Annotated in this window: 16 protein-coding genes; 10 read left to right on the top strand and 6 right to left on the bottom strand. The window is 37.3% G+C overall.

Going from position 1 to position 14,151, the window contains the following annotated elements; all coding sequences use genetic code 11:
- The 3 genes from QSJ46_RS12585 to QSJ46_RS12575 form a co-directional block, all read left to right on the top strand.
- Nucleotides 1–597 (top strand): RNase A-like domain-containing protein (locus QSJ46_RS12585; protein ID WP_352230648.1); only part of this gene is annotated, 597 nt, incomplete at its 5' end.
- A 16-nt stretch (nucleotides 598–613) separates the two neighbouring features.
- The gene (locus QSJ46_RS12580) at nucleotides 614–913 is read left to right on the top strand and encodes a contact-dependent growth inhibition system immunity protein (protein ID WP_107163510.1); all 300 of its coding nucleotides are present in this window, start codon (nucleotides 614–616) and stop codon (nucleotides 911–913) included.
- A gap of 345 nt (nucleotides 914–1,258) precedes the next feature.
- Nucleotides 1,259–2,089 (top strand): SMI1/KNR4 family protein, encoded by an 831-nt coding sequence (locus QSJ46_RS12575; protein WP_285604786.1) that lies wholly within the window; start codon nucleotides 1,259–1,261, stop codon nucleotides 2,087–2,089.
- A 31-nt stretch (nucleotides 2,090–2,120) separates the two neighbouring features.
- On the opposite strand, the gene QSJ46_RS12570 is transcribed toward QSJ46_RS12575, so the two are convergent.
- The 3 genes from QSJ46_RS12570 to QSJ46_RS12560 form a co-directional block, all read right to left on the bottom strand.
- Entirely contained in the window at nucleotides 2,121–2,369 is a 249-nt protein-coding gene (locus QSJ46_RS12570) for a DUF2651 family protein (RefSeq protein WP_285604785.1), read from the bottom strand.
- A 19-nt stretch (nucleotides 2,370–2,388) separates the two neighbouring features.
- Nucleotides 2,389–3,579, bottom strand: coding sequence for a hypothetical protein (locus QSJ46_RS12565; protein ID WP_285604784.1), 1,191 nt, complete (start codon nucleotides 3,577–3,579; stop codon nucleotides 2,389–2,391).
- A 104-nt stretch (nucleotides 3,580–3,683) separates the two neighbouring features.
- Nucleotides 3,684–4,430 carry a hypothetical protein gene (locus QSJ46_RS12560; RefSeq protein WP_285604783.1) on the bottom strand — a complete coding sequence of 249 codons (747 nt, stop codon included), beginning with the start codon at nucleotides 4,428–4,430 and terminating at the stop codon, nucleotides 3,684–3,686.
- Between the two features lie 884 nt (nucleotides 4,431–5,314).
- On the opposite strand from QSJ46_RS12560, the gene QSJ46_RS12555 reads away from it, so the two are divergent.
- Nucleotides 5,315–6,211 carry a macrolide 2'-phosphotransferase gene (locus QSJ46_RS12555; protein ID WP_285604782.1) on the top strand — a complete coding sequence of 299 codons (897 nt, stop codon included), beginning with the start codon at nucleotides 5,315–5,317 and terminating at the stop codon, nucleotides 6,209–6,211.
- 203 nt (nucleotides 6,212–6,414) lie between these two features.
- Nucleotides 6,415–6,939, top strand: coding sequence for a DinB family protein (locus QSJ46_RS12550; RefSeq protein WP_224928000.1), 525 nt, complete (start codon nucleotides 6,415–6,417; stop codon nucleotides 6,937–6,939).
- 4 nt (nucleotides 6,940–6,943) lie between these two features.
- Here the strand turns inward: QSJ46_RS12550 and QSJ46_RS12545 are convergent, their stop codons facing one another.
- Together QSJ46_RS12545 and QSJ46_RS12540 are read right to left on the bottom strand one after the other, a co-directional pair.
- Entirely contained in the window at nucleotides 6,944–7,507 is a 564-nt protein-coding gene (locus QSJ46_RS12545; protein WP_285604781.1) for a GNAT family N-acetyltransferase, read from the bottom strand.
- 16 nt (nucleotides 7,508–7,523) lie between these two features.
- Nucleotides 7,524–8,414, bottom strand: coding sequence for a LysR family transcriptional regulator (locus QSJ46_RS12540; protein WP_285604780.1), 891 nt, complete (start codon nucleotides 8,412–8,414; stop codon nucleotides 7,524–7,526).
- 121 nt (nucleotides 8,415–8,535) lie between these two features.
- Here QSJ46_RS12540 and QSJ46_RS12535 point away from each other — a divergent pair, with 121 nt between their 5' ends.
- The gene (locus tag QSJ46_RS12535; protein WP_099663168.1) at nucleotides 8,536–9,693 is read left to right on the top strand and encodes an MFS transporter; all 1,158 of its coding nucleotides are present in this window, start codon (nucleotides 8,536–8,538) and stop codon (nucleotides 9,691–9,693) included.
- Nucleotides 9,694–9,774: 81 nt separating this feature from the next.
- On the opposite strand, the gene lpdA is transcribed toward QSJ46_RS12535, so the two are convergent.
- Nucleotides 9,775–11,169 (bottom strand): dihydrolipoyl dehydrogenase, encoded by a 1,395-nt coding sequence (lpdA, locus tag QSJ46_RS12530; RefSeq protein WP_047202757.1) that lies wholly within the window; start codon nucleotides 11,167–11,169, stop codon nucleotides 9,775–9,777.
- A gap of 164 nt (nucleotides 11,170–11,333) precedes the next feature.
- On the opposite strand from lpdA, the gene QSJ46_RS12525 reads away from it, so the two are divergent.
- From QSJ46_RS12525 to QSJ46_RS12510, 4 genes are all read left to right on the top strand, one after another.
- Nucleotides 11,334–11,903, top strand: a complete 570-nt coding sequence (locus tag QSJ46_RS12525) for a TetR/AcrR family transcriptional regulator (protein WP_047202756.1) — start codon at nucleotides 11,334–11,336, stop codon at nucleotides 11,901–11,903.
- 31 nt (nucleotides 11,904–11,934) lie between these two features.
- Nucleotides 11,935–12,354, top strand: coding sequence for a GNAT family N-acetyltransferase (locus QSJ46_RS12520; protein ID WP_047202755.1), 420 nt, complete (start codon nucleotides 11,935–11,937; stop codon nucleotides 12,352–12,354).
- 129 nt (nucleotides 12,355–12,483) lie between these two features.
- Nucleotides 12,484–13,617: a Rap family tetratricopeptide repeat protein gene (locus QSJ46_RS12515; protein WP_107163515.1), complete on the top strand. Its 1,134-nt coding sequence runs from the start codon at nucleotides 12,484–12,486 to the stop codon at nucleotides 13,615–13,617.
- A complete protein-coding gene (locus QSJ46_RS12510; RefSeq protein ID WP_095408252.1) occupies nucleotides 13,607–13,744 on the top strand; it encodes an aspartate phosphatase in 138 nt (45 codons plus the stop codon). The genes QSJ46_RS12515 and QSJ46_RS12510 overlap by 11 nt, the downstream gene beginning before the upstream one ends.
- Nucleotides 13,745–14,151: the final 407 nt, after the last annotated feature.

The following is a 14,151-nucleotide window of genomic DNA, read 5'->3' as shown; positions in this document are numbered from 1 at the left end:
GCCCTGAAAACATCTCAAAAAGGTTTATATGGCCTCACCGCCACCAACGGCTTCAGCGAAGCGATCACAGGCCGAGATATGTTTGGAAACAAGATCTCAAAAGAACAGCAGGAAGCGAGTATGAATGCGGCGCTGGGAATGCTTTTGCCATTTGGGGCGAAAGGGTTTCATGGGAAAATGGGAATTAAGAAAGGTGAGAAAAATTCTTTATCTCCAGGTAATGGATTAGCTACACATGAATCCAGAGGTGGGCACTTAATAGAAAGACACGTTGGGAAAACAGATAAAGAACTATTAGAAAGATTGAAAAGTAATCCTAAAATTACGGGTTCTTCTACTTTTAATGATAGAATGACTGCAGAAAAAGTTGCTGATTCAGTTTTGGGTGATCCTAAGAGTGTTGATAAAATACAAAAGTGGTTATCTGACCCCAACAGTAGACCTACTTTACAATTAAAATATAAGGGTGATGGAGAGGTAATTGGCAAAAGTGTTTCGAGAAATTCAGAAGTAGTCGAGAATGTTACAAATGCGAAAATTATATTGAAAAAAGATGAGAATGGCGGTTTTATTTTAACAGGATACCCTGTTAAATAGAAAGAAGGATGATAAAATGAATGAGAGTTACAGATATTTAGAAGAGTTAGAAGATTTTTTAGGTGGCACATTTCATCAAGATATCGATTCACCAGAAGAAGCGATGGATGAGTTTATTCATGAAGCAAGCAAAGAATGTCTGGTGTCTACTATAAAGGATTGTCAGGATTTTTTGAATAGTACTTTAACAATACAGGAAAAAGAAAGCTTTATCGAAAACAATGCAGAAATCTACTTTCCGGCGATCTCATTAAACCCTTTACAGTGGTTTAATAAAATAATAGAGGAAATGAAAGAAGCAGTGAAAATGAAGTAACAAAATGAACCTTGATTGGCTAATGCCTTTCAAGGTTTTTTTGTCTCTATTGGTAAACAAACCGAGAAAAAGAGGATCTTTTTCTACGTGGATCATCGTATGATATAGATAAACAAATCGAACGTGAATATTTTGTCCAGAAGGAATAACCTGAGGATGCTGGCATTGAGCACTTTAAGTGCCTTGTACTTAGCTGGCACTTCAGTCAGATCTTTTTTATATTTACTGATAAATTCTTTATTGGAGCAAAGGATTGAACAGGTTTGTAATTTGAGGTTTTAAAATGGTAAATGATCAGTTGGTCAATGTTATACTAACCTCAATAGATATAGGGAGGCATCCACTTTGAAGCCATTTTGGGAGAAAGAAGAAGAAAGTCCTTTCACTTTAGAAAAGATAGATGAGAAAAAAATTCGTGAAGCAGAGGCGAGACTTGGTGTCACTTTACCTGATACATATAAAAAGCTCGTTTTAGAATGGAACGGTGGTTTTACAGTTCGTAATGCTTTTCCAACCGAAAATCCGAATTCTTGGGCAGATGATCATGTTCAATTTGATCATCTAAGAGGAATTGCCATAGGTGATGGAATTATGACTAGCCCTCAGTTAAGTGATGAATTGGAGCTGCCTCAGGGACTTGTTTTCATCAGCGGAGAAGAAGATACATGGATCGCAATGGATTATCGAGAAACGAAAGAACACCCGTCTATTCACTATTTTGATTTAGAGATGGGAGTCGATTTTAAACTGGCGGATACTTTCGAAGATTTTATTGAGCAGTTATATACAGCTGAAGATGCGATGATCGAGGTTGTAGAGATTGATGAGGAATCTTCTGAATTATATATAAGTAGAGAAGAACTTGAACTCATATTTGAGAGAGGAGACCTTTGTCAGCAGAACCTCTTTAAAATGGCACATTATCCAATGGAAGACATTGAAGAGATTGAATGGTTTTTCGATCGTATGAAAAAATGCATCAAACAGATAAAAGATCAAAATGTCTTGTACGAAGCAGCCACTACTGTTCACTCAATCCTTTTGTTAAATCCAGAAATGCCAAGGAATGACCGTATCAATAAAGAGTTGCAAGAGATTGCCGAGTTTCTAGAAAATAGTGGTGAGCCTAATACCGCTTTTTTGGGAGAAGACATTCATACGATAGTGAAAGAATAAAAGCCCTTGAAATGGGCTTTTAAAATGTAGTTTAAGACCTCTTTTTATTTAAAGTTTTCATGATGAATAATGCTATATATGAAGCAATGAATGAGCCTAAAGTGTAAACAACTGACCACCCTAAGAAGGAGACATTAAAAAGTGTAAATGTCAGGATGAGCAAAATGATAAAGCTCACAACTGGCATGAAATAAACCTTTTGTACTAACAATGTGACGATAAAAGAAGCGATGATCATACTTACTGGAAGCAAGCCGAATACGAATTCTAAATGAGTCATACCAATTCTCCCTTTAGAATCACCTATTAAATATTTTGAGAATATCATTTCTATTTTGTTCTAACATCAAAAAGTCATATTCAGATACATGATTATTATCCAAGATTTTGTCGAGACCTTTTATCTTTAAAGAATTCAATCTTTTTCCCTTTTGGTATGAATGAGAAGAGATTTCATATTCTCCCGACTTTTTTTGGTTTAATAAGTAGATATGATCAGAATTAAAATAGACAAACTTAACTTCCCGTCCCTCTTTTTGCTCTAAGGAAAAGGATCCTTCTGGTTTCATCGTTTTTGTGTTAAATGTATAAATCTTAGAATTTGCAGTTAAGTGATATAAAATATCGTCTTTTATATAGAAGTGCTTTTCATTTGGTGGAATTAGTTGATCTTCACTTTTATAGCTACCAAGTAAGTATGCTCCCCTTAATTTTTTCTTTTCTATATCAAATACTGCTACTTTAAAAGACACATCCTTAGAATCTTCAGGAGTGTGATAGAGGATAAAATAAGCTAATTTGTCCTTAATGATAATATTTGAATAAACTTCCCAGTCTTCATTGATGGGCTTAACATGACCCCCATTTTGAAGAGTCGGTTTGTGCTCTAAATTTAATTCATGAAAAGTAGATTGATCAGTATCCATATCTTGATTGATCACGTAAATTTTATCTTCGTCGTTACCTGTACTAACAAAGTATCCATTTAAAATTTGCTCGTGAAAGTTTTGACTGTTGCCCCATCTAATTAAACTTTTATAGTCCTTCTCTCCAAAACCTTGGTTGTTTAATGTATAAAATATTTCTTTATTCTTTAAATATCCATTAGCTTGTCCATAACCAGTATGTACTTTATTTTTGAACTTAAAGTGAGAAGTTTTTTTTCCAAGAATATTTATTTCTGAAGGGTTTTCTTTCAGTAACATTTGATCACCTTGAGCAATAGAACCTAATTCGATTGCGTCACCTTTTGAGATAGTTAATTCACCTTTTTTATTAATATATATTGTGTAGCTTCCTTCACGCTGATAATCAATTGATGCTGAAAGATAAATGGTAGCTAATTTGTCATTTAGAAATGAAGGTTTGAACTCATTTTCTGATACAGATGTAGTATTTTCTTTAATGAATAAATTTTTTAGTAGAAAATAGGATGAAAACAAAACAAAACCAATGATGATGCTAATAATTATTTTTTTCTTGGGTCTCATTTTCAAAACAACCTTTCTCATTAGGGCTTGTATAATGAAAAGAATATTCTTAAAAAAATTTACTCCCTTTAGAGAGAATGAATATTCTCTAAAGGGAGTTTAGTTTATTTAACTTTTCTCACCAACTTTGTGTACCCTGAATCCCGAACATCTCGAGGATAGACTCCTAGTCCTCCATTTTTGTCTATATCAATCTTTGCTTTCAATTTAAAGGCAGACCAAATTAACTTTGAACAATTTTTACTTCCATAATGACCGGTTGTTCGATTTGTAGCAAAATTATATGAATAACCATCTTTCTTAATACGTCCTTTTCCCCAGTTGACTGCAGCATTTTTTTTCTTTGTTGCTACTTTAACTGATTTAACCACTGCCCCTTTTTCTACTTTTCGTTTTTTAGCTGAAATTGAACGAACACCGAGTTTTGGAACTGACTCCACAATATGGGTCTTTTTGTAGTACATTCCTACATGTCCATGATTAAGACCCCATGTGTCTGCATTTGTATAATAGATATTTCCTTTTTTACTATTTCCTATTATTTTGGTACCTTTATTATTCCCTAAAGTTGTGACTTCTCCTTTATTTATATTTTCCTCCTGTGATTTTAGTTCACTTTGTATTTGCTCTAATATTTCCATTTCTGATTTTTTTTCATTAATAACAATATTATTTATATCTTTCATTAATTCTTCTTTTTTAAGACCAGGATTCTTTTCTAAAATGAAATGAAGAATATGATCTTTGGTAGAGACTTTTTCTTTTGCTGAGACAATGTTCCCGAATCCAAGAGTAGTAAATAATAAAGCTGACGTAGCTGTAGTAGATAATACTAATTTTTTTAACTTCATGAAAAATCCTCCAGTTGAATTTTTTGGAATTATTCTCTACCTATATTGTCAAATAAACATGTCGCTTTTAATTTCAGCAAGGTACTTAAAATTAAATTTCATATTGATAATTGTAAGAATTTGGAGATATGAACTTTTTATTTTATCAATTTTCTTTAGCAATGAAACAACAATTTTTCACATGTATATTTGTATTAGGTTTGAGAAAAGTCAATTTAAATAAGATTGATTTCATAGTAAGAAAATAAAAATTTCTGTGAATTGAAAAATTCTAATGACCCCTCCCTATTTCATAGTTATAATGTAGTTGTTAAAGTATTTCTAATACTCTATAACTACTCTTATTGATTATTTTGGCATAAGTCAAAATAATCAATGACCATATAATAACATTTAAACCAAAAATATGTTACTTTGTAACAAGATGTAATTATATTGTAACATATAAATAATATGACAAATTATCCAATTGCATTGAATTTGATCATTTTTATATGTTATATATTTCCTGGTTTCTGGTGTCGTTAGAAATTGCAATTAAATAAAGTATAGTAACTTTATATGACAAAGAGGAGGATGGTTTAAGATGATGCACGCAGGAAGATTACGTCAGCAAACTTTGAACAATCAGTAATTTCATATGTTCAAAGGCTCTGTTTTTATCAAACGGAGGAGTCTGCACATTTTTAATGATCTTCAGCGGGAAAGTATGCAATTTCACTAGAAGACAGGCAGATAATTGTTCTGTCTTTTTTGTATGTTTTTATAATACAAAGAAAGGCATAAGTCTAGCTTTGTTTACTTTGACCACATAAAGTGGTTTTTTGTGATGATTTTCTTGATGCCTATTGATCATGACTAAATGAGCAATTGGAGGAATGGATATGAATAGACTAGAATTAAAGCAGTTAGCCAATCATCACGGATTAGAAATTTCAGAGAATACCATCAAAATAAATGAATCAGGTGTTGATTTCCGTGTCGCACATGTTGAAGATTCAAATGGTGTTAAATGGATATTAAGAGTGCCTCGCAGACCTGAATCAATGAAACATACCTTACAAGAAAAAAAGACATTAGATCATATTAGTAAGAAGGTTCAATTTCAGATCCCTCAGTGGTCAATCTTTACAGAAAGTCTGATTGCTTATAAACAATTAGAGGGGGTACCGGCGGCTAGTATTGATGTGGAGAAGCAATCGTATGTGTGGAGTTTTGACTCAACGAATGTACCGCAAGTTTATTATGAATCCTTAGGAAGAGTTTTAGCGAATGTACATTCTTTAGATCAACAGCCTTTTAAAACGATCGGTGTGGAGATGCTCAGTGCTCATGAATTAAGAGGATCAATGAAACAGCGAATGGAACGTGTCAAATCGCAATACACCATTAACAGCGGTTTATGGGAGCGCTGGCAAGAATGGCTAGCTAAAGATTCTTTATGGCCGCCTTTCGCGGGAGTGAAGCATGGAGATTTGCATCCTGGTCACATTCTGATTGATGAAAATCATTGTGTGACGGGGGTGATTGATTGGTCTGAAGTGGGGGTTGGTGATGTATCTGCAGACTTTTTGTCGCATCAACTTCTCTTTGGGAAAGAAGGGTTAACAAAACTTATCCATGCGTATGAAAAAGCAGGCGGGAGAACTTGGCAGGGAATGGATGAACATATAATAGAACTTCTGACTACAAGTGCGATCACTGTGGCCGAGTACGCACAGAGATCAGGATTGAAAGATATGCATGAAGCTGCAGCGTACATGTTGGCAAACGAGAGCTAATCAATCAGAACGAATCCAAGAAAAGCCTCTGAAAAGGGCTTTTTTTTAATCTAATTCATGAAAAAAATGTTTGAGTTGATCGATCAAATGATCCATAGTCCAAGAAAATAAAAGGTATAAGCACCTTTATCTGTCTTGAGCTATAAGTTACAATTTATCCAAAATCCATTAAAATAAAGAAAAACTGATAAAGGAGCAACCACATGAATTTTAATTTAAATGAAGCTTTGGATATGTTGAGTCGAACTCCTCACACGTTAGAAAGTCTTTTGTCGGGTTTATCGAAGGATTGGCTTCACAGCCGTGAAGGAGAGGGGACGTGGAATCCAGTTGAAGTCATTGAACATTTGATTGAAGCAGAGAAATTCAACTGGATTCCTCGATTAAATGTGATTCTAGCTGATGGAGAGAATACACCATTTCCTGCGTTTGACCGCTACTCTCATTTGAACCAATCTGAAAGACAGATAGAACAAGCATTATCTGAGTTTCATCATATGCGGATGGAGAATGTGGCATACATTCAGCGTATGACACATTCAGGCCTTGATTTAGAAAAAAAGGGCGTTCACCCGGAGTTTGGAGTCGTGAAAGTGAGCGAATTACTTTCTGCGTGGGTTGTCCATGACTTCACACATATGTCCCAGATTGTTCGAGTCATGGCGGAACGATATCGAACCGATGTGGGCCCGTGGAGCACTTATTTAGGGATTTTGAATAGGAAATAAATGTTTAATGGTGCTTGGCGGCCCACTCAGATTGAAGCATGGCATATTGATATTCATCGACCCAATGTCCCTTCGACATATAATTTTGCAGCAAATGTCCTTCGCGTCTCATTTCTAAACGTTCCAGCACTCGAATGGATTTTTCGTTGCGCACATCTGTAAAGGCAATGATTTTATGTTTGTTTAGTGTCATAAAAATATATTCGAAAATTGCACTTAGAGCTTCATGAATATAGCCTATTCCTTGGTATTCAGGCGCGAGTGTAAAACCTATTTCAACAATTCTCGGCTCACTGTCAAGTGTATGAATGGCGCAATCTCCTATCAGCTGATTGGATTCAGATAAGGCAATAGCGTATTGAAACCACGTCCCCGGTTGATTAGGTTTTTGTGTCATTTGATGTTGAACAAATGATTCAGCATCTTCGTACGTGTAGTTTTCCCAGGATTGAAATTTTGCAATAGAGGAATTTGCTCGGTATTGATAAAATGCTTCAATATCCTGCCTGTCAAATTGGCGAATAACAACCCGGTTTGTTCTTGTAAATATGCTGTTTGCATTCTTCATGTGTTAACCTCACTTTTTAGTTTGTTCTTGATTTGAAAAAGTCTATCAGCCATTCAGATAGCTGCTGTTGTGCTTTGCTGACAAATCGATCTGCATAATAAATTAATTCCAAGTGCCGGACAGGTGCTGGCTCAGCAATAGGAATCGAAACAATATTAGACCACGTCGAATGTTGTTTTAGTAATCCTCTTGGCTGAATGGTTGCACCGATCCCGGCTTCAACCAGCTGCAATAGCGAAAATGCGGATCCAACCTCCATGGCAGTGTCTAGTTCAACACCCTGTTCTTTACATACGTTATCTACTAAATCCCTTCCTAGATATCCCTTCGGATACATGACCAACGCATGCTGAGTCAGCTCTTCCAATGTCACTTCACTCTTTTGGGCCAAATCACTTTCTGAATGAACAAATAATTCGTACGGCTCACTTCCAAGTGGAATTTGAACGAGACGCTTATCTGCAGGCCCTCGCAGCCCGATGCCGAGATCCACTTTATGCGAAAGGACTTCTTCACGCACGAAGATATTTGAATATGCCTTCAAATTGGTTTCGGGGTAAAGTGTTTTAAATTCTACAAAAAGTGGCACCAGCTGAAAATCAAGATCGGAGGGGAGGACTGCGAGACGAACGGTTCCTCGTTTTTCCGATAATAGTTCTTTCATCGCATTTTTTGCATCTCTTTCAGCTTGAAGCATTTTCAAGCCATATTGATAAAGCAGCGAACCAGCTTCGGTAGCCACGACTTTTTTACCGATTCGATCAAAGAGCGGCATTCCAACTTCTGCTTCAAGCAGTCGAATTTGCTGGCTAAGTGTCGGCTGTGATATGCCTAGCTGCTCAGCGGCCTTTGTAAAATGTAAATGATGATATACAGCCATAAAATAGGTAATATGCCGGGTATCCATTTGTCCTCCTTTCATAAATGATAGCCTTTTCCTATCATCATAATACGATTTATTGTATTGATCAATGGATGCAGCAGTTTTATACTCAAAGTAACCTTAACGAGATGAAAGAAGGGTATTGATGAAAAAAATATATTATTTAGCCGCTTTATTTTTAGCAGCATTAAACTTACGTCCAATCATTACGTCCGTGGCTTCCATGATGAGCATGATTCAATCAGAGCTTGGTGTAAACGCACTGACAGCAAGTCTTTTGACCACTTTGCCTGTCCTTTGTATGGGGGTATTTGCTCCTGTTGCGACGATACTCAGTCGGCGTTTTGGTTTAGAAAGAACGCTGTTTTTCTCAATTCTTCTTATCACGATTGCCACCGCACTGCGTGGTACAAGCCAATCGGTTGCTATCCTGCTCATGACTGCGTTTGCAGGAGGGGTAGGGATTAGCTTTGCGGGTCCTTTATTGTCTAGTTTTATTAAAAAATATTTCCCGAGAAATCCTGGTATTGTTAGTGTGTATTCAATTTCGATGACAATAGGTGCAGCGCTCGCTTCCGGCTTCACCATTCCGATTTATCTACGCAGTCAGCATCACCTTACGTTAGCTTTGTCCTGCTGGGCGATTCTAGGGGTGATTGCCCTTATTCTATGGGTCGGTTTAGTTCGCAAAAATGAGCAAAGTGATCATGTAACCTTACCGTTAAAATTGCCGCTGAGAAACAAAAAGGCGATTCAATTCACCTTGTTCTTTGGCTTTATGTCCAGTATGTTTTATTCTTTGACGGCATGGATTTCACCGATTGCTCTTAGCTTTGGAAACAGTCCGCAATATGCTGCCATGCTCTTGACCATATTTACACTCATTCAGATTCCGGTGGCACTACTCGTTCCAGCGGTCGTTACTCGATTAGGAAAACCGAAATTATTTCTCATCTTATGCAGTCTGTCTGAACTCATTGGTCTTATCTTTCTTCTTCTGCCAATGCCGATCTTGCCAGCCGTCATTTTCCTAGGGATGGGTGCAGGTGGATTATTTCCTTTAGCGCTTATGCTCCCGATTATGGAGACGAATACTCCAGAGGAAGCCGGAACCTGGTCAGCGATGTCGCAAATGGGCGGGTACATCGTGGGTGGATTCGGTCCGTTTTTCATTGGCTTGGTTTTCGATCTAAGCGGACATTTTTATGCTTCCATTGTGGCAATGCTTGTCATCGTCATGCTGATGATTGGCGTTCAGTTATCCATGAATCTCGGTAAAAAACGCGAAGTGGGATCCAATTAAAGATAAATTGAAATCGCCATAGCCTATTCCTAAATAAATAGGCTATGGCGATTATTTTTTTAGAAGCTGCACTTGAACCATTTATCGTGCAAGATATTTTTCAACTTTACGGGTGGCCATTTCTGCAGCTTCCATGATCATTTCACCTAATGTTGGGTGAGGATGAATCGTCATTGCTAAATCTTCTGCTGTAGCGCCAACTTCAATAGAGAGAGCTAGTTCTGATATAAGAGTAGATGCTTCAGTCCCTACGATTTGTGCCCCTAGAATAAGACCAGATTCAGCATGGGCTACAATCTTCACAAAACCTTCTGGTTCTTTTAATGCAAGCGCTCGGCCATTAATGGAGAACATTGCTTTCCCAATGACAGTCGGAATGGATTTTTGCTTGCAATCCGTTTCGCTTAGTCCAACACTCGTCAATTCTGGGCTGGAAAAAACAACAAGTGGGATCGCTTTATAGTCTATCATCGAAGGTTTACCAGCGATTGCTTCTGCTGCAACTTTTGCTTCATAGGAAGCTTTATGAGCCAAAGCAGGCCCCTCTGTGATATCACCAATCGCATATATGTGCGGGATGGATGTTTTGCATTGTTCATCAATTTCAATTCGTCCGTGAGAAGGAATAGACAACCCGATAGAATCAAGACCTAATGTTCCATCTGTATTCGGTTTTCTTCCGACAGTAATCAGTGCATATTCCGCTTTCACCGTGTAGCTTTCTTTCTGTTTCTCATAATGAAGGTCAATTCCGCTCATATGCTGCTCGGCATCTGTGACGTTTGCTCCTGTAATCAGTGTGATTTTATCTTCTTTCAATTGACGAACGACAGGCGAGACAAGTTCACTTTCAAAGCCAGGTAATACATGATTGCCGCCTTCCAAGATGGTGACATTTGTTCCAAACCTAGCAAACATCTGTCCTAATTCAACCCCAATATAACCACCCCCAACTACAACAAGGCTTTTAGGGATCTCGGGAAGGGATAGAGCTTCAGTGGAAGACAATATACGACCGCCGAAAGGGAGTGATTTAATTTCAATTGGACGGGAGCCGGTTGCTAGTATAAGGTGTTTGAAGTTGATTTGCTTTTCACCTTTTTCTGCATGTTGAATGACCGCTGTATGCTGATCGATCAAGCTTGCATCGCCTTCCAGTATGGTAACTCCCGCTGACTTTAACAAAAATTGTACGCCTCCCGCTTGTTTGTCCACAACCGCTTTTTTGAACGCTTGAGCTTCCTTGAAAGAGCCGCCTGATTGAAAACCACCCCATTGAGTGCGGAGCTTGAACCGCTCTGCTTCTGCTATTAGCGCCTTAGAAGGGATACAGCCTACATGGGTGCATACTCCACCTAACTGATCACGCTCTACAATTGCTGTCTTCATGCCGAGATGAGCTGAACGTAATGCCGCCACATAGCCTCCCGGACCTGATCCAATTACTAATGTATCTACTGTGTCTAAATGAATCATTTCTTGCACCTCCAACTTTAAAATATGATGATCATAATATATTATAGTCATCATATTTTAATGAAGTCAATCCCATCTGAGAGAGGAAAGATGGATTTCAGTCAATTGACACAAGATAATATGATGAATATAATATTTTGATAAGAAGGAGGTTAGGTAGAGGGATGCCTTATCCGAAAGGTCATAAGTCAAAAGTGAGAGAGCAGATCATTGCAAGTGCTGCACGAGCATTTCGAACAAATGGCGTTCGTAATATCAGTTTGCCATTCATTATGAAAGGAGCAGGCCTAACTCATGGAGGGTTTTATGCTCACTTTAAGAACAAGGATCAGTTGGTGATAGAGACTTTTCATTTTGCTATCACTGATACGATCAAGCTGCTGCAAAGTGTTGCAGACAAGAAAGCAGACCAGCCTCGAATTCAGACGATCATTGAATTCTATTTAAGTTCGGTTCACCGTGATCAGACGGAGGTCGGCTGTATACTGCCTGCGCTGGCAGGAGAAATTGCTCAATTATCGCAAGAGGTACGGAATGCTTATACCGATGAATTGAAACGATTTATGGAGTTTATAGCTGATGCTGGAAACATAGATCTCTCTACGAGTTACGCACTAGTAAGCAGCATGATTGGTACAATTGCTCTTGCACGTGCTGTCAATGATTCGCAGTTCAGTGATCAATTGTTACTGGCAGGCATAATACAGGCAAAACGCGTTTTAGAGGCGAATTAACATTCAAATAAAAAACACAGGGGATGTTGCGATGGTGATTAGAGAAGCAAGCATAGAAGATTATCCAGAATTAAGACAAATCTATTTAGAATCCCGGCGCCAAAGCTTTCACTGGCTCAATCCAGAAGAACTCAATCTGCAAGATTTTGATCAAGATACGCAGGAAGAGCAAATTTTCTTAGCTGAGGAGAACAATAAAATCCTCGGATTCATTTCTCTATATGTACCCGATCGATTTATTCACCTCTTGTTTGTACATCCAGAAGCTGCGGGCCAAGGGGCTGGAGATCTGCTGCTCAAACAAGCGATAAAAGTTTTGGGAACACCGGTCACCCTCAAATGTGTCTCCGAAAATCACAAAGCTTTATCTTTTTATCAAAAAAGAGGCTGGAAGGCTGTTGTAGAAGAAGGAGAACCTGGGGCAGAATACTGGGTGCTTATTTATGAATAGAAGTCTTTTTATCTTATCATTCGCATGGCCCTTTATAGGGCTTTTTTGCGGTTTCTTTTCGGTGTCGAATGGTTCATACAATGATAATATATGTCATTATAGGGAAAATAGAGGAAGGGGTAAGGGCTGATGGAGAAAGTGCTTTCTTCTCACGTCGGTTTGAAAATCAATGAATGGTATTATCATATTCAAAGATTTCACGTACCGGACGCCGAAGCATATAAAGAGGAAATCAAATCAATGCTTGATCATATGGAAGAAAATCAAGATTTATTATTGTATTTCTCACTCATGGAGTTCAGACATAAATTAATGCTTGATTACTTGAATCCTTTAGAAAATGGGAAAGAGCGGGCTAACTTCAAGGAACTCGCAATGAAGATCAAAAGGGACCAAGAGAAATTAACAGGATTGCTCGAGTATTACTTCAATTTTTTCTACGGCATGTATGAATTTGAAAACTATGAATACCTAAATGCGATTACCTTCTATAAACGGGCAGAAAAAAAGCTGTCTCTTGTCAGTGACGATATTGAACGGGCCGAGTTCAATTACAAGATGGCTGAAATCTATTACCACATGAAACAAACCCACATGTCCATGCACCATATCGCACAGGCGATAGAATGTTATCGAGAAAAAGATACATACACAGTAAGAGAAATACAATGTTCTTTTGTGATTGGATTAAACTACATAGATATGGGCTGCCCCGAAAAAGCAATACCCCATTTTCAACACGCACTAGAAAAAGCCGCCGACAACTCAACAAAACGATTAAAAGGATCAGCACTCTATAATTTAGGGTTGAGTTATTTTCATAACAAAGAAATAGCCCAAGCAATAATTCACTTTAATGACTCAATTCGAGCATTTAGAGAACAGGGATACGAACATTTAAATAGAATCTTAGACCCGCTTATTATGTTGTCAAAAGCCTACTTCAAAAAGAAAGAACAGGATTTAGGTATATATGCTTTAAATAACGGTATAGAACTATCTGAAAAACTGAAAGACCATGTGCTGTTATTGATATTCAAATTTTTAAGATCACTATACGTTGACAACAATTTTGAGCAGTTGGAAAAAATAATGGAATTGCTAGAAATAAAGTCAATGTATCCTGATCTAGAAGATTTAGCAAAAGATGCTGCAAAATATTATAATGAAATGGGAGATAAAGACAATGCGATGCTTTTTTATGAGAAAATTCTTTATTTCCAAACTCAAGTGAAGCGGGGGGACTGTCAGTATGAAATTTAAAACGTTATCAGTTGTATTCGTGATGATCAGCGTTATTAGTATTGTTGGTTATTTTACATCTGAAGTGACAGCAAGTCATGATGAAGCTAGGAGAGGTCATACTGCAAGTATCGGTTACACTGCTTAAATAAAAAGCCCCTTAAGGGCTTTTTATTATGCTATGAATAAAGAATATTTTTTCCATAGAAAAGATATTGAGGAGGAAGTAAAAATGACAATGTTAAAATCAACATTATATTAGAAGGATTTTTATTATGTTTTTTGCTTTAACCTTTATGATTAGCTTGTTTAACATGGCTGTGTTTCCAGGAACGCCAGCGTCTTATTATATTGGCCTGGTTTGTAAGATGTTGTTTATCAGTTTGTTAAATGGTTTGTTTTTCGGAACAATCATCTATTTGATTGTCGTCTTTCTCAATGCTAAATCTTCAAAAGAAAATCAATAACGAGCGAGCGGCTAAAGTCCGTTCTTTTTTATTTTAAAAATGACAGAGAACATGTATGATCTAGATCGCACATTACATTATTTTTAAT

Origin of the sequence: Bacillus sp. YKCMOAS1, from assembly GCF_030268125.1 — a bacterium.
Classification (GTDB): Bacteria; Bacillota; Bacilli; order Bacillales; family Bacillaceae; genus Bacillus; species Bacillus safensis.
Note: the sequence above shows the minus strand (reverse complement) of the source record. Positions and strands in the feature narration are given on the sequence as shown.